This is a genomic window from Pseudomonas sp. FDAARGOS_761, from assembly GCF_013343155.1.
Taxonomy (GTDB): domain Bacteria; phylum Pseudomonadota; class Gammaproteobacteria; order Pseudomonadales; family Pseudomonadaceae; genus Pseudomonas; species Pseudomonas aeruginosa.
In genome coordinates this window covers 1,370,831-1,389,522 of the sequence record NZ_CP054572.1, presented here as the reverse complement: position 1 = coordinate 1,389,522, position 18,692 = coordinate 1,370,831, and the positions used below count along the sequence as shown (strand labels likewise).

The following is an 18,692-nucleotide window of genomic DNA, read 5'->3' as shown; positions in this document are numbered from 1 at the left end:
GCCGGCATGAGCAGCCTCCCCGTACCCGTATCGCTCGACAGCACCCTCCGCCATCTCGGCAGCGCCGACCCGCGGCGGCCGTTCCTGATCGACGCCCGCGAGCCGGAGCGACCGCTGGAATACACCTGGGGCGACGCCGACCGCCAGGTCGACGCCCTCGCCGAGCAGATCGCCGCGCATGCCTGCCGCAGTGTCGGCGTGCTGCTGGACAACAGCTACCGCAACCTCTGCCTGATCTATGCGGTCATGCGCGCGGGCAAGCATCTGGTGCTGATCGATCCCGAGTGGGGGGAGGCCGCGAAGCAGGCCATCGTCGACGAGATGCGCCTGGACGCGCTGGTCAGCGAACATCCGCTCGAGGGCGCGCTGGCCGGGCTGCGCCTGGCGCTGGATTTCGAGCGCAGCGCGACGCGCCGGCTCGACCGCGCCGCGCACAGCCACATGATCCTGTTCACCTCGGGCACCACCGGCCAGCCGAAAGGCATCGAACTCAGCCAGCAGGCCATGCTCCATGCCTATCGCATCGGCCGCGACTGCCTGGGCATCGGCGAGCACACGCGCTCCGGTTGCTTCTACCGGATCAGCGGCCTGGGCATCCTCGGCATCAATTTCCTCTTCCCGCTGCTGTACGGCGGCAGCGCGGTGCTCCTGCCGCTGCACTGCTGGGCCGACAGCGAAGGCTTCTGGGAATACGTGGAACGCTTCGGCATCAGTTTCCTCTACCTGGTGCCGCCGGTGGTCAACCACATGGTCAAGGAAGGCTCCCCGCCGCCGCGCCGCTTGCCGTTGCAGCGCCTGCTCTGCGTCGCCGGCTCGGCGCGCCTGGACGCCGACCTGCAGGCGGCCTTCCAGCGCGACTACGCGGCGCTGGCGAACATCTACGGCCTCAGCGAGTGCGGCTTCGCCTTCCTCTTCGGCAAGCGTCGCGGCGACGCGTTCGACAACTCGGTGGGACCGGCCGTCGGCCTGGAACTCAAGCTGACCGACCCCGACGGCCGCCCGCTGGAGGGCAGCGGCGAACGCGGGCGCCTGTGGGTGCGCACGCCGAGCCTGTTCTCCGGCTACGTCAACCGCCCCGACCTGACCGCCCAGGTGCTCGAGGACGGCTGGCTGAACACCCAGGACCTCGCCTACTTCGACGAGGACCGCTGCGTGCACGTCCTCGGCCGTTGCGACGGCACCATCAACAAGGGCGGCAACCTGTTCCACCTGAATGAATGCGAACGGGCGCTCAACGGCCTGGACGAGGTGATCGACGTCTGCTGCCTGAAGGTCGACTGCCCGCTCTATGGCGAAGACTATGTCGCCGTGATCCACACCGCGCCGCAGGTCGAGTTCGCCTTCCTGCCCTGGCTCCAGCAGCAGCTCGGCACCCTCCGCGCGCCGCAGCGCGTGGTGCTGTCGCACCAGGCCCTGCCGCTGAACGGCGCCGGCAAGCACGACCGCCGTGCGCTCGCCGCCCTGCTGCAACGGGAAGCCTCGTGATGTGCGGCATCCTCGGTTACATCGGCACCGGTTTCAGTGTCTCGCGCTTCGCCGGAGCGCTACGCCTGCTGGCCCATCGGGGTCCGTTCGGCGAGGGCATCGCGGCCCTGCCGAACGGCGCCATCGGCATGACCCGCCTGCCGATGTCCGGCGCCGCGGCGGTGCCGCTGCCGCCGCAGGAGGGTCAGCGGCGGGTCGCCTACAACGGCGAGGTCTACCAGGCCGGCTGCGAAATCCATGGCGAGATCCGCCTGCTGCTCGACGGCTTGCAGCGCGGGGTACTGCCGGACGGCATGTACGCCCTCGCCAGCTGGGACCCGCAGACCCGGCAATTGACCCTGCTGCGCGACGAGTTCGGCATCAAGCCGCTGTACTACAGCTACCAGCCCGAGCGCGGCCTGCTGGCCTTCGCCTCCGAGCCGCGGGCGCTGCTGCACCTGCTCGGCGGCGCCCGTGCCGACGCCGAGGCGATCGCCCAGGTGGTCGCCGCCGGCGTGCCGCTGGAAGGCCAGACCCTGTTCCAGCAGGTCCGTCTGCTGCTGCCCGGCGAGGTGTTGCGCTTCGATCTCTCCCAGGAGCGTCCGCGCCTCTGCCAGCGCCAGCGGCTGGCCACCGCCCCGGCCAGCGAGGCGGACAGCCTCGACGAGCAGCTCGGCGAAACCCTCGAACGCTGCCGCCAGACCTTCCGCCCCTGCGCCCTGCTGGTCAGCGGCGGGGTCGATTCCAACCTGCTCGGCAGCTACCTGGACCCGCAGTTGCAACGCTTCCACCTGTGCCTGGAAGGCGACGAGGAAAGCCTGCTGCCACACCCTCGGCTGCAACGCTTCGAGCTGCGCCAGGAAGCCTTCATGCCGCTGCTGCGTCGCGCGGTCGGCAACTTCGGCGGGGCGACACGGATGTCCAGCCTGCTGATGTACCAGCGCCTGGCCGACGGTATCGGCGAGCAGGGCTATCACTGCGTGCTTCTCGGCGAAGGCGCCGACGAACTGTTCTGGGGCTACCCGCGCCATCTCGAACTCTGGCGCCGGCGCGACGCACCGGAACCGCGGCGCTTCGCCACCGCCTGGTTCGGCGAGTACCGGCGCAAGGCTACGCTGCTGGCGGAACCGGCGGGCCGACGGGTCGCCGAGCGGATCGAGGAACTCGCCCACGAGGCCCTCGGCCAGGGCCTCGAGGCGGCGATCGGCCAGTTCGACCTGCACTACTCGCTGGAGCCGCTGCTGCGACGCGCCGACCATCTGCTGATGTCGCGCACCATCGAAGCGCGCACCCCCTACCTGCATGGCGCCCTGGCGCAGCGCGCCGGGCGCCTCCAGCGGATCGTCGGCGACACCGCCAAGGCTCCGCTGGTGGCGCTCCTGGAGCAGCGCGAGAAACGCTGGCAGGCACAGCCGAAACGGCATTTCCGCCTGCCGTTCGAACGGTGGCCGCAGGCCCTCGGGGAAATGCGCCGGCACCTCGCCGAACGTCTGCCGGCGCTCCACGACCTCGGCCTGGAAGGCCTGGACGCACCGAGCGTCGCGGCGCTGCCCGGCGACCAGTTGTTCACCCTCACCACCCTGTCGCTCTGGCAGCAGGAATACGGAGCCTCGCTATGACAACCATCCATCGTCGCCCCGCGCCCTGGCGGGGCAACGCGGTGTTCTGCGCTTCGGCCGCTTTCGCCGCCGGCCTGGAAACGCTGTTCGCGCGCCTGCTGGAGCGGCGTCCCGCGGATAGCGCGGAGGCTCTCCTGCGCCAGCGCCTGCATCACGAACTGGAGCACGGCAGCGGCGTGCTGCTGCACGATTCCGCGCTGCTGCGCGGACTCGCCGAGGACGAATTCCAGCGGGTGTTCCGCGCATTCTGCCAATGGCTGGGACGCACCGTGGCGATCAACCGCAACGGCGAGTACCTCAAGGAAGTGCGCGACCTCGGTCTGCGCGACGCCCGCGACGCGCCGCAGCGCGGCCACCTGACCAGCCAGGAACTGGCCTTCCACTCCGATCGCGCCGACCTCACGGTGCTCGCCTGCTGGTCGCCGGCACGCCGGGGCGGCGCCTTCCGCATCCGCTCCTCGGCCGACGTCCTCGCCACCCTGGAAGCCGCCAATCCGGCCTGGCTGCCCCTGCTCGGCCAACCGATCCCCCACGACCTGCGCGACGAAGGTGACGCCGACTACGCGCTGGTGCCGCTGCTCACGGAAACCCCACGGACCTTCGTCTTGCGCTATATCCGCAAGTTCAACGAATCGGTGACGCGCCACGGGCTAAGCCTCGCCCCGCAGGTGCGAAGCATGCTCGACGGCCTGGACGAGGCGATCGAACGCGCCGACGGCTATGCCGAACTGGACTTCAGCAAGGGCATGCTGGTGCTGGTGAACAACCACACCACCCTGCACGCGCGCACCGAGTTCAGCGACGACGAGCGGCAGCGCCGCTGCCTGCTGCGCTGCTGGCTGAGCAGCGAATTCACCCGCGAACTGCCGGAAAGCTTCCTGCCGCTGTTCCACCAGGTAGCCGCCGGCAGCCTGCGCGGCGGCATCCGTCCCCTCGCCCAGGAGCCCCGCCCGTGAGCGACAACACCTTCAGCGTGCAACGCTTCCGCGCCCTGCCGACGGAAATCCACGTGATGCTCGTCGGTACGCTGCTGACCCGCGGCGCCTACTTCATGGTCTGGCCGTTCCTGGCATTGCTGCTGTGGCGCGAGTTCCGGCTGTCCGCCAGCGCCATCGGCCTGCTGCTGGCGCTGGCGACCGTCTGCGGCGCGCTCAGCGGCATCTACACCGGCTGGCTGTCGGATCGTTTCGGGCGCAAGCGCCTGATCTTCTTCGGCACCAGCCTCAGCGGGCTTTCCTTCGTGTTGCTGGGCTTCAGCGGCCAGCCGCTGTCCTACGGACTGGCGATCTCCGGGGTGAGCATCGGCTGCGCCCTGCTCGAATCGAGCTGCAAGGCGCTGATCGGCGACCGCGTCGAGGATCGCCGCTCGCGGGAACTGGCGCTCTACTGCCGGTACTTCCTGATCAACCTGGGCGCCGCCCTCGGCCCGCTGATCGGCCTGACCCTCGGCGTCGCCGCCCAGGCCGGCACCTTCCTGGTCACCGCGCTGGTCTACTTCTGCTACGGCCTGCTGCTCTGGCGCCTGCTGCACCACCTCGAACTTAAGCGGCGCAGCCTTGCCCCGCGATCCTCGACGGGGTTCCTCGAAGCCTGCCTGAGCATGGCCCGGCATCGCGCCTTCACCCTGCTGTTGCTGTGCAACATGCTGGCCGCGCTGATCTACGCCACCTTCGATTCGACCCTCGTGCAGTACCTCACCCGCAGCGGTCTGCCCGACGTGGTCAACAGCATCGCCCTGCTGGTGACCATCAACGCGCTGACCATAGTGGTCGCCCAGTTTCCCCTCCTCCGCCTGCTGGAAAACACCGGCACCGGCGGCCGCCTGATGCTCGGCATGCTGCTCATGCTCCTGGCCCAGCTAGGCTTCGCCTGGACCCCGGTGACCCTGTTCGCCGGCCTGGCGCTGGCCACGGTGGTGCTCAGCCTCGGCGAACTGATCGTGTTCCCGACCTTCAGCGTGGAGGTCGACCAACTGACCCCCGACGACTTGCGCGGCAGCTATTTCGGCGCGGCCAATCTCTACAGCCTCGGCACCGCGCTGGCACCGCTGTACGGCGGGATCATGCTCGACCATGCCGGCAGCCAGGCGCTGTACCTCGGCCTGGCCGCGCTGTGCGGGGTGATCATGCTGCTGCAGGTCGGCGCGGTCGGCCTGCGCCAGGCCGAGCGGGCCGGCGGATGAGCGGCGTGCTGCTGGTCTCGGGATTTTTCCTGCGCCGCTCCGCCTGGTCCGTGGAAGGCGCCGGCTGGCGAAGCTGCGACCATCTGCGCGACGCGCCCGGATGCGACCTGGCGCATTGGCTGGACCAGGCCGCCGCCACGCTGGCCGGCGAGGAGCGGGTGATACTCTGCGGCCACAGCTTCGGCGGCTACCTGGCGCAATGCCTGGCGGCCCGCCTGGGCGAGCGCGCCGCGCACCTGTACCTGTTCAGCGCGCTGGTCAGCGAGGGCGGCGGCGCGCTGGAAAGCTACCAGGACAGCGGCCAGGACAATCTCCTCGGGCTATGCCGCCTCGACCCGCTCGGAGGGCGGGTCCGCCTGGAAGACCGCGCCGGCTTCCTCGAACTGCTCGGCGCCGAGGTGCCGACCAGCGCCAGCGAACCCGCGCAATTGCTGATCGACTCGCCACGGCAGACTCGTCCAGCCTGCCCGGTCACCTACGTGGTGGCGGCCGCCGACCGGCTCAGCCCGCCGTCGCTGCAACGTTCCTTCGCCCGTCGCCTGGACGCTCGGGTGCGGGAATACCCGGGCGGGCACCTCGCCGCACTGGCGGACCCGCGCTTCCTTCGCGCCCTGATCGAATCTAATAATTAGATAGATAAAGCCGAAAATACGCGCTTTTTTATCGCAATGATCTGACGGATGATGACCCCATCAACCGCCCGCACCCTCGCGCAAACGAGCGGCGACGGGCCCAATGGAGATCCGATCATGATCGAACGTCGTCCCTTCGACCGTCTGGGCCATGCCAACCACGGCTGGCTGAACGCGCGTCATCATTTTTCCTTCGCCGACTACTATGACCCGGAGCGCGAGGACTGGGGCCGCCTGCGGGTCTGGAACGATGACGAGATCGCCGCCGGCAGCGGCTTCCCGCCGCACCCGCACCGCGACATGGAGATCATCACCTATGTCCGCGAAGGCGCGATCACCCACCAGGACAGCCTGGGCAACAAGGGCCGCACCGAGGCCGGCGACGTGCAGGTGATGAGCGCCGGCACCGGCATCGTCCATTCGGAGTACAACCTGGAAGCCGAGACCACCCGGATCTTCCAGATCTGGATCATCCCGGACCGCCGCGGCGACCAACCGCGCTGGGGCTCCAAACCGTTCCCGAAGGCCGAGCGCGACGGTCGTTTCGTCACTCTCGCCAGCGGCGACGAGCAGGACAGCGAAGCGCTGCACATCCGCGCCGACGCCGAGGTCGCCGCGGTGACCCTGAAGGCCGGCCAGAGCGCCGAGTACGCCCTGGAAAACGGTCGCCGCGCCTACCTGGTGCCGGCCACCGGCAGCATCGAGGTCAACGGCGTGCGCGCCGAGGCCCGCGATGGCCTGGCGGTACGCGACGAACCGACCCTGAAGGTCACGGCCCTGGAAGACAGCGAAGTGCTGCTGGTGGAAGTGGCCTGACCCGACAGCCCCTCGCCCCCACGGGCGAGGAGCTGCTTTCGTTTCGCCCCAGCCCAGGGCCGCCTCTCTCGACGCAGCGGCGTTATCCGCCGCAACGCCTCCGGCCCTGCCGACTTGGTTCTTCCCAGCTTCACGCTTCGCGCTCACACTACCCGCAGAAGCATTCGAGAGGCTCCGCCATGCGTGAACTGCAACCCCTGCTGGAGAACCACGGGCTGCTCCTGCTGTTCCTCAACGTGCTCTGCGAACAGGCCGGGCTGCCGATCCCCGCCTACCCGGCGCTGATCGTCGCCGGCGCGCTGGCCATGCAGGGCGTCGGCGCGCCGCTGGGCGTGGTCCTGCTGGTGGTGGTGCTCGCCTGCCTGCTGGCGGACGTCGCCTGGTACCTGGCCGGGCGCCGCTACGGCGGCTTCCTCCTGCGCAGCATCTGCAAGGTCTCGCTGTCCCAGGACAGTTGCATCCGCCAGAGCCAGAACATGTACCTGCGAGTCGGTCCGAGGGCGCTGCTGATGTCGAAGTTCCTGCCCGGCGCCAGTGCGTTGTCCACCACCCTGGCCGGCATGACCCGCACCCGCCTGCGCCGCTTCCTCGCCTACGACGCCGCCGGCTCGGCACTCTGGGCCGGTTCCGCGCTGCTGCTGGGGGTGATCTTCAGCGATGCGGTGGACCACCTGCTGGCCCTGCTCAGCGACTACGCGGCCATCGGCGCGCTGCTGATCGCCGGCGCCTTCGCCGCCTTCATCGCCTGGAAGCTCTGGCAGCGCCAGCGCCTGCTGTCGCGCAGCCGGCGGATTCCGCGAATCAGCGTGGAGGAACTGGAAAGCCTTCGCGAACAGGGGCAATTGCCGGTGATCCTCGATGTCCGCGCCCATCACGAAGACGAGCCGAGCGGCATTCCGGGAGCCATCCCGGTGGAACTGAACGTGTCGCTGAAGGACCTGCCCGGCGACCTCAGGGACGCCAGCATCGTCATCTATTGCGCCTGTCCCCACGAACTTTCCGCCGCGATGCTCGCCCAGCGCCTCAACGCCTCCGGCTTCACCCGCACCTGGGCGCTGGCCGGCGGCCTGGACGCCTGGCGCAAGGCCTACGGGCAGGTCGCGGCGAACGCCTGAGCGGTGCCCGCCGGGTTCAGCCCAGGGCCTGCACCGCTGCGCCGCCGGCTTGCCGCTGCGACGCCGGCGAGGAGAACACCAGGTAGCCGTCCTCGACCTTGCCGTAGCGCAGCAGCGCCAGATCGAGGACGTAGTTCTGGTAAAGCTTCCAGGGCATCCGGTCGCCCTGCTTGGGCATGCGCTCGGCGGCGCGCTGGATGTAGCCGGAGTCGAGGTTGAGGAAGGGCTCCTCGCGCACGTCGCCGGTGCTGTCGCGGGCGGTCACCTGGCGCATGCCGGTGGCGTCCATGTGATTGATCAGGCGGCAGAAGTATTCGCTGGAGAGGTCCGCCTTGAGCGTCCAACTGGCGTTGGTATAGCCGACCACCGCCGCCAGGTTCGGCAGGTCGCGCAGCATGATGCCGCGATAGCCCATGCTCTGGTTGACCTGGAACGGCTTGCCGTCGACCGCCAGCTCGGCGCCGCCGAACATCACCAGGTCGAGGCCGGTGGCGGTGACGATGATGTCCGCCTCCAGCACCTCGCCGGTCTTCAGGCGAATGCCCCGCTCGACGAAGCGGTCGATGTGCTCGGTGACCACCGACGCCTTGCCCTTGCGCAGCACCTTGAACAGGTCGCCGTCCGGCACCGCGCAGACCCGCTCGTCCCACGGCTTGTAGCGCGGGCTGAAGTGACGCATGTCGAAGCGTTTGCCCAGTTGCAGGCTGGCCAGCTTGAGCAGGACCTTGCGGACCAGGCCGGGGAAGGTCCTGGCGAGCATGAAGAAGACCATCTGCATGGCCACGTTGCGCGCCCGCGCCTGGCGGTAGATCCAGGTTTCCGGAAGGAAGCGGCGGAGGAAATTGGAGATCGCGTCCTTCTGCGGCAGGGTGATCACGTAGGACGGCGAGCGCTGCAACATGGTGACGTGGGCGGCCTTGTCGGTCAGCGACGGCACCAGGGTCACGGCGGTCGCGCCGCTACCGATCACCACCACCTTCTTGCCGCTGTAGTCGAGGTCCTCGGGCCACAGCTGCGGATGGACGACCTGCCCGGCGAAGTCCTCGCGACCGACGAATTCCGGGGTATAGCCGGCCTCGTAGCGGTAGTAGCCGGTGCACATCAGCAGGAACTGCGCGGTCATGCGCAGCGGCTCGGGCTCGTCACCGCGCTGCACGTCGAGGTTCCAGCGCGCATTGGCGGAATCCCAGTCGGCCCTGAGCACCCGGTGGCGGTAGCGGATCTTCCGGTCGATGCCGTTCTCCCGCGCGGTCTCCTCGATGTAGCGGCGGATCGACGGACCGTCGGCGATGGCCTTGGGATCGCTCCATGGCTTGAAGTTGTAGCCGAGGGTGAACATGTCCGAGTCGGAACGGATGCCGGGGTAGCGGAACAGGTCCCAGGTACCGCCCATCGCCGCGCGCCCTTCGAGCAGGGCGAAGCTCTTGCCGGGGCAATGCTTCATCAGGTGGTAGGCGGCGCCGACGCCGGACAATCCGGCGCCGACGATGAGTACGTCCAGGTGTTCGACAGGCATAAGGTTCCTCGTTCGGCGGAAGCGTCCAGCCGTCTGCTGGGCTGATGCCCTCCACCCTACAGAGGGGATGCCGCGCGGGTATCCCAACCTTCGTACTGCGATATCCGCAAAGTATGGACCCAGGCGTGGGAATCACCCATGCCGGCGTACCGGCATGGGTCGGGCGCTAGGAGGCGCGGGAAGGTTTCTCCGGGGTCTCCGCCGCTACCGCGCCACGGTCTTCCAACTGGTCGGTCTGGAACAGCGTCTCCAGCTCGACCCGCGCCTCGCGAGCGCTTTTGATCAGCGCGTCGCGGTCGTTGTAGAACAGGTGCTGGGAGGCCAGGACCTCTTCGTCGTGCCGACGGAAACGACGGATCCGCGCGTCCGCCTGTTCCTCGCTCAGACCCAGGCCGCAGAGCACCATGCGGCTCATCTCCAGGCTGGAGAAGAAGGTCTCGCGCACCGGCTCGACCCCGGCGTCGAGCAACAGGTGGACGTGCTGGCGGTTACGCGCGCGGGCGATGATCTTCAGGTGCGGATAGAGCTTGCGCACGCGCTTGGCCGTCTCGATGTTGGTCTCCGGGTCATCGGTGGCGATGACGAAGAACTCGGCCTTCTCTACCTGGGCCGCGCGAAGGATCTCCGGGCGCATCGGGTCGCCGTAGAAGATCGGGATCGCGCCGAGGGTACGGGTCAGCTCGATGGTCTCCACCGAGGTGTCCAGGGCGATGAACGGCACGCGCTGGGCGCGCAGCACGCGAGCGACGATCTGGCCCATGCGGCCGACCCCGGCGATCACCACGCGCGGGGTGTCGTCGTTGTCGATGCGTTCCATTTCCGGCGGCGGCTTCGTCGCCTCCGGCTCCTTCGCCAGCAGGCGCGCGAGGCCGAGTACCAGCAACGGGGTCAGGGCCATCGACAGGGTGATGGAAAGCACCAGCAGGTTGTGCAGGTCGTTCTGGAACAGGCCCTGGTCGCGGGCCATCTTGAACACGACGAAGGCGAACTCGCCGCCGGCCGCCAGGACCACGCCCAGGCGCAGCGCCGAGGCCTTGTCGAGGCCGCCGGAAATGCGTCCGACGAAGTACAGCACCGGCGCCTTCAGGGCGATCAGCAGCACGGTCAGGCCGAGCACCATCCACGGCGACTTGAGCAGCAGGCTGATGTCCGCGCTCATCCCCACGCTGATGAAGAACAGGCCGAGCAACAGGCCCTTGAACGGCTCGATCTGCGCCTCCAGTTCGTGGCGGTACTCCGAGTCGGCCAGCAGCAGGCCGGCGAGGAAGGCACCGAGGGCCATGGACACGCCGGCCAGCTCCATCAGCAGCGCGGTACCCATCACCACCAGCAGCGCAGTGGCGGTGGACATGTCCTGCAGCTTGGTCTGGGCGACGATGCGGAACACCGGGCGCAGCAGGTAGCGGCCACCGACCACCACCGCGGCGATGCTGCCGACTACCTTGAGGGTCTGGGTCAGTTCGCTACCGCCGGCGTCGCTGTGCGCACCGCTGAGCAGCGGGATCATGGCGATCAGCGGGATCGCCGCGATATCCTGGAACAGCAGGATGGCGAAGGCCAGGCGGCCATGGGGCTGGGTCAGTTCCTTGCGCTCGGCGAGGATCTGCAGGCCGAAAGCGGTGGACGACAGCGCCAGGCCCAGGCCGAGCACCACCGCGCTGTTCACCGGTTGGTCGAAGCCGACCAGGGCCACGGTGCCGATCACCACGCCGGTCAGCAGCACCTGCAGCAGGCCGACGCCGAACACCGACTTGCGCATCACCCACAGGCGCCGCGGCGACAGCTCCAGGCCGATGATGAACAGCAGCAATACCACGCCCATCTCGGAGATCTGCGCGACGCTTTCCGGGTTGTCCACCAGGCCCAGCACGCTGGGACCGATCAGCACGCCGGCCAGCAGGTAGCCGAGCACCGCGCCCAGTTGCAGGCGCTTGGCCAGCGGCACCATGAACACCGCCGCGATCAGGAAGACCACGCCGGACTGGAGAAAACTGCTTCCGTGTTCCACGCTCAACTCCCGCTGGCGGCGCTGGCGCCGAACCGGTCGCGGATGGTGGCGATGGTCTCCACATCCATGGCGATATAGGCCTGCTTGACGAAGGCGTCGTAGGGCAGTTCGTCGCCCAGCGGCTGCAGGTAGCGGGTGCAGTAGGCGAAACGCACGAACAGCGAGCCGGGCTCCGGCTCCTCGATGGTCATGTCGAGGCTGCCGCCGGCCACCTCGGCGCTCGGCTTGATGCTGTAGTGGGCACTGGCCGGCGCCTTCAGCACGACTTCGTCCTCGACCACCAGACCCGGCAGGTACAGGCGCCGGTGCAGGCGGTCGCCGTCATCGACGAGGATCTCGAAACGCTCCAGGCCGACGACGAAATACTGTGGCTCGCGCGCACGGCAGACCAGGCCTTCCCAGAGTTGCAGCCGGTCGAGGACCGGCAGGTCGACAAGCGTCCGGTCGTTGACCTGGACCAGGTGTTCGAATTGCATGTGGCTCACTTCCTGTTCGGTGCATGCGATAGGCGAGTTCTGACCGGCGATGGGTGCAGAAAGTTTTCCCGCTGCCGGCGAATCGCCAGACCGCAGGTCCGCAACGATCGCCGACAGGCATTCGAGGACGCCGCCGGGGCACCCGGCGGCACATCGACCTCACTCGGCGTCGATCTTCCAGGGAATCGGCGGAGCGCTCAAGCGCGGCCCTTCCAGGGCGTCGAGCCGGCCGAAGCGAGCATCCCCCTCCTCCCAGGCCTTCTGCGCCCGGGCGATCTCACCCTTGCTGTGGCCGACGAAGTTCCACCACATGAAGATCTCCGCGCCGAACGGTGCGCCACCCAGCAATAGCACCCGCGCGCCAGGGTCGAGTTGCAGTTGCAGGCCGTCGCGGCCGTCGCCCAGGTAGGCCAGTTCGTTCACCGCGAAATGCTCGCCGCCAACTTCCAACCCGCCTTCCAGCGGCAGCAGGCCGTACTCGAAGTGCGGGTCGAGCGTCAGTTGCAGGGTCGAGGCGTCGTGGCAGGCCAGGTCGGCACCGAGCAGCGGCGAGTAGAGCCGGCACGGCGCCTGCCGACCGTCCAGAGCGCCGGCCAGCAGGGTGAAGGTGACCCCCTGCTCCTGCCAGCGCGGCAGGTCGGGATGATGGTCGAAGGCCGGGGCGATGTCGCGCTGCTCGTAGGGCAGCGCGATCCACAACTGCGCGGCGTGGGCGTGGCGCTCGTCGGGCAGCGACTCCTCGGTGTGGGCGATGCCATGGCCGGCGGTCATCAGGTTGACCTGGCCCGGACGGATCACCTGGACGTTGCCCAGGCTGTCGCGGTGCAACGCCTCGCCCTGGATCATCCAGGTGAAGGTCTGCAGGCCGATGTGCGGGTGCGGGCCCACGGCCAGGCCGCCGCCGGGTTCGAATTCGGCGGGACCGGCATGGTCGAGGAAGCACCAGGCACCGATCATCCGCCGCTGGCGCGACGGCATCAGCCGACTGACGGTGATCCCGCCGCCGATTTCCGCGGCACGCGCGGTGACCCGTTGCAGCAGGTGTTCGTGGCGTTCCGGACAGTCCCGCGAGGAGGACAGGTCGCAACGCTCTTCGGTATTGCTCATGTTCAGGCTCTCCGGTGACGAGGCATTCAACCGCGCAGGCGGCGCACCCATAGCTGCAGGGCCTGCAACTGCTGCTGGATCAGCTCGCGCGCCTTGTCGTCGAGCAGCCGGCCCTGGGCATCGAAGGCGTTCTGCGCGCTGGAGATCATCACTTCCGGCTTGTTCAGCGGATGAACGTCGAGGAACACCAGCGTCTGGCGCAAGTGATACTGCGCCCGCGCGGTGCCGAAACGCCCGGCACTGGCGCCGAGGATCGCCGCCGGCTTGCCGGAGAACGGCTGCTCCGGCGGCCGCGAGGCCCAGTCGATGGCATTCTTCAGCACCCCGGCCATCGAATAGTTGTATTCCGGGGTGGCGAACAGCAGCGCGTCCGCCGCGCGAATCTGCTCGCGGAAGCGTTCCACCGCGGGCGGGAAGCCGAGGGCGTAGACGTCCTCGTTGTACAGCGGGATGCCGGAGATGTCCGCCAGCTCGATGCTCATGCCCGGCGGGACCAGACCGATCGCCTCCTGCAGCGCCGCGCTGTTGTAGGAGCCGCTGCGCAGGCTGCCGGAAATGCCCAATACCTTGATGTCGTCGCTCATGCCGTGCTCCTCGATGTGTGTGCGGGGTTCAGTCGCGCAGTTGGCTGCTGACGCTGACCTCTCCGGAGAGTACACGATGGATCGGGCAGGCATTGGCGATCTCCAGCAGACGCTGGCGTTGCTCGGCGTCGAGATCGCCGGCCAGGCGGATGTCGCGGCGGATATGGGTGAAAGGCTCCGGCTTGGTGCGTTCCTCGACGATGTCCAGTTGCACGTCGATGCCTTCCAGCGGCCACTCCTTGCGCTGCGCGTACATCGCCACGGTGATCGCCGTGCAGGCGCCCAGCGCCGAGAGCAGGATCTCGTGCGGCGAGGGACCGCTGTCGCCGCCGCCGAGGGCGGCCGGCACGTCGCTCAGCCACTGGTGGCTGTCGTCGCCGAGGGTCACGCGATAAGGGGTGGCGCCGAGGGAAGCGTTGACGACCTGGGTAGCCATGGGGTTTCTCCTGTGCATGGGGGGCGTGCCGGAACCTCGGGTTCCGGCGAAGCGGCGTTCCGATGAAAACACCTGGACGGAAAACGACACAAGGCACCCGATGGTCGGAGTGCCTTGTGTCCGGGACAGCGGCGAAGCCGGCTTACTTCTTCGTGCCGAAGCTCTGGATCAGGTTGGCGTACGCCGGCAGGTGGCCGCCGAGGATGGCACCGAAGCCTTCGATGTCGTTGCGCCAGTCGCGGTGCAGTTCGCAGCCGACGCTGAACCAGTTCATCAGTTGCGCGCCGGCGGCGGTCATGCGCGCCCAGGCGGCGTCGCGCACCACCGGGTTGAAGGTGCCGGAGGCGTCGGTGACGACGAATACGTCAAACCCCTCCTCCAGCGCCGAGAGGGTCGGGAAGGCTACGCAGACATCGGTCACCACGCCGGCGATGATCAGTTGCTTCTTGCCGGTGGCCTTGACCGCCTTGACGAAGTCCTCGTTGTCCCAGGCGTTGATGTTGCCGGGGCGGGCGATGTACGGGGCCTGCGGGAACATTTCCTTGAGTTCCGGCACCAGCGGGCCGTTGGGGCCGTCCTCGAAGCTGGTGGTGAGGATGGTCGGCAGGTTGAAGAACCTGGCGATGTCGGCCAATGCCAGGACGTTGTTCTTGAACTCGTCCGGGCTGAAATCGCGGACCAGGGAGAGCAGGCCTGCCTGGTGGTCGACGAACAGCACCGCCGCATCGTTCTTGTCGAGTCGCTTGTAGGTGAAGGACATGGTGTTTCTCCGGTCTCGGGCGGCGTCCGTCGCCGCGCGGTGTGAAACGAAGCGCCTCCTGGGAGGCATGCATGGGCGGTCTCGGGAGCGCACGCCGCCCATCAAGAGTAGTGACAGCGACAGCGATTTACCGCCCGGCAAAATGCGAAAACGGTGTTCTCGATACCAGAACAATGCCATTCCCCGGGCGCGCTACGCTTGCCCTGCCATTGCCGTTCCTGCACGTTCGACGCGCGCGTCCCCTTACCAGGAGTTCTCCCGCATGCGACAGTCTGCCTCCCGATTGTTTCGAGATTCGCCATGAGCCTGCGCCTTGAAGACATACAGGCCTTCCTCAACGTGGTCGAGCTGGGCAGCATCAGCGCCGCCGCCGAACGCATGAGCCTGTCCAAGTCCGTGATCAGCAAACGCGTCAGCGACCTGGAGCGCCACCTCGGCGTGCGCCTGCTCTACCGCTCGACGCGCAACGTCGAGCCGACCGAGGCCGGCGGCTTCTTCTACAAGTCGGCCAAGGCCTCGCTGCAGGACCTGAACAACGCCGCGGAAAGCGTGGCCCTGCGCGAGAACGACCTGTGCGGGGAATTGCGGGTGATGGCGCCGATGAGCTTCGGCACGCTCTGGCTGGGGCCGCTGGTGATGGAATTCATGGCGCGCAACCCGCGCCTGGAAGTGGTCCTGCAACTGGACGACCGGATCGTCGACTTCGAGAAGGAAGGCTACGACCTGGCGATCCGCATCACCCGCCTGCAGGACAGCTCGCTGATCGCCCGCCAACTGGGCACCAGCCGCCGGGTAGTGTGTTGCAGCCCGGAATACCTGGAACGGCACGGCCCGCTGCAACGTATCGAAGACATCCTCTGCCATCCCTGCATCGGCTACAGCCACAACACCCCGTCGCAGCTATGGAGCTTCGAGCCGCGGGTGGCCGGCGAGCCGGCGCGGATGATCACCCCGCGCGGACGCTTCAACACCAACAACGGCCAGACCATGCGCGACGCCGCGGTGCGTGGCCTGGGCCTGGCGATGCTGCCGCTGTTCATCGCCGCCGAAGACCTGGCCGCCGGCCGGCTGGTCGAGGCCCTGCCCCAGGAGCGGCCGCTGGACGACCTGATCTACGCCATGTATTCGCGAGCGGCGACCCTCTCGCCGAAGGTGAAGCTGTTCGTCCAGTTTCTCCAGCAGGCCCTGGGCAGCCCGCCGTGGGGCGTGCGCTGAGCCTCGCTCAGCGCTTGCGGCAGACGCTCAGCCCGTCGCCGATCGGCAGCAGCGAGTAGTCCACCCGCGCGTCGTTCTTCAGCGCCAGGTTGAGCTGCTGGATGCCGCGGGTATCCGCACTCTTCGGCTGCGCTTCGAGCACCCGGCCGCTCCACAGCACGTTGTCGAAAAGCACCAGCCCACCCTGGCGCACCAGCGCCAGCGCGGCTTCCAGGTATTCGGGGTAGTTGGCCTTGTCGGCGTCGATGAAGGCCAGGTCGAATTGCCGGCCAGGCCTTCGTCGAGCAACGCACGCAGGGTTTCCAGGGCGGGCCCGAGGCGCAGCTCGATGCGCTCCTCGACAGCGGCTTCGCGCCAGTAGCGGCGCGCGGTGAGATGGTAGTCGCCGGGCAGGTCGCAACAGGTAAGACGCCCCTGCTCGCCAAGGGCGGTAGCCATGCACAGGGCGCTGTAGCCGGTGAAGGTGCCGACCTCCAGCGCCCGCCGCGCACCGATCAGGGTCAGCAGCAAGGCGATGAACTGGCCCTGCTCGGGGGCGATCTGCCAGCGCGCGTTGGGCAGCTTCGCGGTTTCCTCGCGCAGGCGGGTCATCAGCGGGGTTTCCCGCAGCGAAACGTCCAGCAGGTAGCGGTAGAGGTTGTCGTCGAGGTTGAGGGTGCGGGTGGTCATCGGCCCTGACCTCCCCGCCTCAGGGCATCCGCGCCAAGGGCGACGGCGCGACCAGCACGCGCTTGGCGTCCAGGTACGCGCGTTGCCAGTAGCTGTTCTGCAGGCTGTCCAGGCGCACCGTGCCGCCGGTGCGCGGCGCATGCACGAAGCGACCCTCGCCGACGTAGATGCCGGCATGGCTCACGGTGCGTCCACCGGAGGTGGCGAAGAACACCAGGTCGCCGGTCTGCAGGGCCTGCACCGGCACGCTGGGCGCGCGCATGGAAATCATCTCGCGGGTCGAGCGCGGCAGCTTGATGCCGGTCATGTCGCGGTAGACGAAGTTGATCAGGCCGCTGCAATCGAAGCCCGAATCGGGCGTGTTGCCGCCCCAGCGGTAGGGCGTGCCGACCAGGCCGAGGGCACGGAACAGCACATCGTCGGCGGCGGGCGAGAAATTCGTCGCCGGACGGAATACGACCTGTTTGGCGGGCGCGGGGGGCGGCGCTTTGCTGGCGCAGGCGGTAAGCAGCGCAGCAAAGGCGAGGATCGAGAATCGGGCCAGTGCATGCATAGTGGAAGCCTTCCTGGTGAGGAATGCTTCCACTTTGCTACGACAAGGAGTTAAACGCAATACTTAAAGTAAAACTTTAAGTTTAGCGCTTGCTCGTCAGGGCGTCCTTGTAGCCGGGTTCGAGCACCCGCTTGGCTTCCATGTAGCTCAGGCTCCAGTAGCTGGAGTCCAGGCTGTCCACCCGCACCCCGCCGCCGCGACGGCTGGCGGAATGGATGAACTGGCCATCGCCGATGTAGATGCCGGCGTGGCTGACGCGGCCACGGCCACGGTTGTTGAAGAACAGCAGGTCGCCCGGCTGCAGCTCGTCCTTGGAGACCAGCGGCACGTCCATATCGATGAGTTCGCGGGTGGAGCGCGGCAGCTTGATGCCGGCCTCCTCGCGGAACAGGTAGCCGACGAAGCCGCTGCAATCGAAGCCTTTCGCCGTCGTACCGCCGAAACGGTACGGCGTACCGATCAGTTCGAAAGCGCGCTCGAGGATGCTGGACGCCAGCGCAGGCGTACCAGCCGATGAATTGTCCGCCCCTTCGTCCTCAACATCCTGCCAAGCGATCGCGTCGCGTTCGACGTCGATGCTGCTCTTGGCTGCGGTCGGCTCTTTGGCGACCTGCGGCTCCGGCGAATGGCTGGCGCAAGCGGCCAGCAGCAGAACGAAACTCATGGGCACGAGGGGTGCTAAGCGTTTAAGCATGGGCACGACCGTGTCTCATTAGTTTTACTAGCGGGCTAATTTGCCTTCTCGATCAATCCTATGCAAGTTTTTTATCGATAAATGTGACTTACCACCTGCGGCATGATGTCTAAGGCTCGTCCTGTCATTTTCACATCGACCCGCTCGCTGAGGTCGGTCACGCCAGGATTCACCTCCGCGGTGAAGCCTCCCGCCTGCCGCGTGCGCAGCACCGGTTCGACGATATAGGGGAAGCTCGCGGTGGTTCCCACCACCAGCACCGCATCGAAGCCTTTGCGCAATTCGCGGTACAGGGTATCGATCGCCTCTTCCGGCAACATTTCCTCGAACAGCACCACCGGCGGCCGCAGCACCCCACCGCAAGCGGCGCAGCGCGGCGGCAACTGGCCGTGCAGATGCTCCTCCAGGCCGCCGCTCTCGGCACCGCAGGACTGGCAGTAGAGCGGCGCCAGTTCGCCATGGATCTCGATCAGCCGCTCGGCCGGCGAGCCGGCCTGGCGATGGAAGCCGTCGATGTTCTGGGTCAGCACCCAGCATTCCGGTTTGTGCTTCTGCAACTCGGCGATGGCTTCGTGGCCGGCGTTGGGTCGGGCCGCCAGGCAAGCCTTGCCGAGTTCCGCGAGGTACTTCCAGCACAGCGCCGGATCGCGCCGCAGCATCGGTCCGGAAAGTGCCGCCTCGATCGGCAGGCCCTCTTCCGTGCGACCGTTGTAGAGACCGCCGAGGCCGCGATAGGTGGGCATACCGGAGTCCGCGGAGAGGCCGGCGCCGGTGATGACCAGGATGCGTTCGGCGCGCCGCAGGGCCTGGGCGACGGTGGCGATCGGGCTGTGGCTGTCCATGGTT

18 protein-coding genes and 1 pseudogene are annotated in these 18,692 nt (G+C 67.8%); 8 read left to right on the top strand and 11 right to left on the bottom strand.

Features of this window, described 5'->3' with window-relative positions; genetic code table 11:
* Positions 1–6: 6 nt before the first annotated feature.
* From FOC67_RS06640 to FOC67_RS06610, 7 genes are all read left to right on the top strand, one after another.
* Positions 7–1,485 carry a class I adenylate-forming enzyme family protein gene (locus FOC67_RS06640; protein WP_009315496.1) on the top strand — a complete coding sequence of 493 codons (1,479 nt, stop codon included), beginning with the start codon at positions 7–9 and terminating at the stop codon, positions 1,483–1,485.
* Positions 1,485–3,083, top strand: coding sequence for an asparagine synthetase B (locus FOC67_RS06635; RefSeq protein ID WP_009315495.1), 1,599 nt, complete (start codon positions 1,485–1,487; stop codon positions 3,081–3,083). Before FOC67_RS06640 ends, FOC67_RS06635 begins: the two co-directional genes overlap by 1 nt.
* Positions 3,080–4,039 (top strand): clavaminate synthase family protein, encoded by a 960-nt coding sequence (locus tag FOC67_RS06630; protein ID WP_003082503.1) that lies wholly within the window; start codon positions 3,080–3,082, stop codon positions 4,037–4,039. The genes FOC67_RS06635 and FOC67_RS06630 overlap by 4 nt, the downstream gene beginning before the upstream one ends.
* On the top strand, positions 4,036–5,265 hold the full coding sequence (locus tag FOC67_RS06625) for an MFS transporter (protein ID WP_003082502.1): 1,230 nt from the start codon (positions 4,036–4,038) through the stop codon (positions 5,263–5,265). Before FOC67_RS06630 ends, FOC67_RS06625 begins: the two co-directional genes overlap by 4 nt.
* Positions 5,262–5,897 carry an alpha/beta fold hydrolase gene (locus tag FOC67_RS06620; protein ID WP_009315494.1) on the top strand — a complete coding sequence of 212 codons (636 nt, stop codon included), beginning with the start codon at positions 5,262–5,264 and terminating at the stop codon, positions 5,895–5,897. Before FOC67_RS06625 ends, FOC67_RS06620 begins: the two co-directional genes overlap by 4 nt.
* Positions 5,898–6,014: 117 nt before the next feature.
* The gene (locus FOC67_RS06615; RefSeq protein WP_003086661.1) at positions 6,015–6,713 is read left to right on the top strand and encodes a pirin family protein; all 699 of its coding nucleotides are present in this window, start codon (positions 6,015–6,017) and stop codon (positions 6,711–6,713) included.
* Positions 6,714–6,892: 179 nt separating this feature from the next.
* Complete coding sequence (locus tag FOC67_RS06610; RefSeq protein WP_009315493.1) at positions 6,893–7,828, top strand: DedA family protein/thiosulfate sulfurtransferase GlpE; 936 nt, start codon at positions 6,893–6,895, stop codon at positions 7,826–7,828.
* Between the two features lie 16 nt (positions 7,829–7,844).
* On the opposite strand, the gene FOC67_RS06605 is transcribed toward FOC67_RS06610, so the two are convergent.
* The 7 genes from FOC67_RS06605 to ycaC all read right to left on the bottom strand — a co-directional run bounded on the left by FOC67_RS06605 (position 7,845) and on the right by ycaC (position 14,715).
* On the bottom strand, positions 7,845–9,344 hold the full coding sequence (locus FOC67_RS06605; protein ID WP_003086655.1) for an NAD(P)/FAD-dependent oxidoreductase: 1,500 nt from the start codon (positions 9,342–9,344) through the stop codon (positions 7,845–7,847).
* A 166-nt stretch (positions 9,345–9,510) separates the two neighbouring features.
* Positions 9,511–11,352: a glutathione-regulated potassium-efflux system protein KefB gene (gene kefB, locus FOC67_RS06600; RefSeq protein WP_003086638.1), complete on the bottom strand. Its 1,842-nt coding sequence runs from the start codon at positions 11,350–11,352 to the stop codon at positions 9,511–9,513.
* A gap of 2 nt (positions 11,353–11,354) precedes the next feature.
* Positions 11,355–11,828, bottom strand: a complete 474-nt coding sequence (locus tag FOC67_RS06595) for an SRPBCC family protein (RefSeq protein ID WP_009315492.1) — start codon at positions 11,826–11,828, stop codon at positions 11,355–11,357.
* A gap of 159 nt (positions 11,829–11,987) precedes the next feature.
* The gene (locus tag FOC67_RS06590) at positions 11,988–12,935 is read right to left on the bottom strand and encodes a pirin family protein (protein ID WP_009315491.1); all 948 of its coding nucleotides are present in this window, start codon (positions 12,933–12,935) and stop codon (positions 11,988–11,990) included.
* 26 nt (positions 12,936–12,961) lie between these two features.
* Positions 12,962–13,519 carry an NAD(P)H-dependent FMN reductase gene (locus FOC67_RS06585; RefSeq protein ID WP_003082483.1) on the bottom strand — a complete coding sequence of 186 codons (558 nt, stop codon included), beginning with the start codon at positions 13,517–13,519 and terminating at the stop codon, positions 12,962–12,964.
* 28 nt (positions 13,520–13,547) lie between these two features.
* Positions 13,548–13,955, bottom strand: coding sequence for an OsmC family protein (locus tag FOC67_RS06580; protein ID WP_003086631.1), 408 nt, complete (start codon positions 13,953–13,955; stop codon positions 13,548–13,550).
* A 142-nt stretch (positions 13,956–14,097) separates the two neighbouring features.
* Complete coding sequence (gene ycaC / locus FOC67_RS06575; RefSeq protein ID WP_003082476.1) at positions 14,098–14,715, bottom strand: isochorismate family cysteine hydrolase YcaC; 618 nt, start codon at positions 14,713–14,715, stop codon at positions 14,098–14,100.
* A gap of 300 nt (positions 14,716–15,015) precedes the next feature.
* Here ycaC and FOC67_RS06570 point away from each other — a divergent pair, with 300 nt between their 5' ends.
* Positions 15,016–15,930 (top strand): LysR family transcriptional regulator, encoded by a 915-nt coding sequence (locus FOC67_RS06570; protein WP_003082475.1) that lies wholly within the window; start codon positions 15,016–15,018, stop codon positions 15,928–15,930.
* A gap of 7 nt (positions 15,931–15,937) precedes the next feature.
* On the opposite strand, the pseudogene FOC67_RS06565 reads toward FOC67_RS06570, so the two are convergent.
* From FOC67_RS06565 to FOC67_RS06550, 4 genes and pseudogenes are all read right to left on the bottom strand, one after another.
* Positions 15,938–16,599 (bottom strand): annotated as a pseudogene (locus tag FOC67_RS06565) (O-methyltransferase).
* A 19-nt stretch (positions 16,600–16,618) separates the two neighbouring features.
* A complete protein-coding gene (locus FOC67_RS06560; RefSeq protein ID WP_003086623.1) occupies positions 16,619–17,152 on the bottom strand; it encodes a C40 family peptidase in 534 nt (177 codons plus the stop codon).
* An 82-nt stretch (positions 17,153–17,234) separates the two neighbouring features.
* The gene (locus tag FOC67_RS06555; RefSeq protein ID WP_003082470.1) at positions 17,235–17,852 is read right to left on the bottom strand and encodes a C40 family peptidase; all 618 of its coding nucleotides are present in this window, start codon (positions 17,850–17,852) and stop codon (positions 17,235–17,237) included.
* Between the two features lie 65 nt (positions 17,853–17,917).
* Positions 17,918–18,688 (bottom strand): NAD-dependent deacylase, encoded by a 771-nt coding sequence (locus FOC67_RS06550; protein WP_003112457.1) that lies wholly within the window; start codon positions 18,686–18,688, stop codon positions 17,918–17,920.
* Positions 18,689–18,692: the final 4 nt, after the last annotated feature.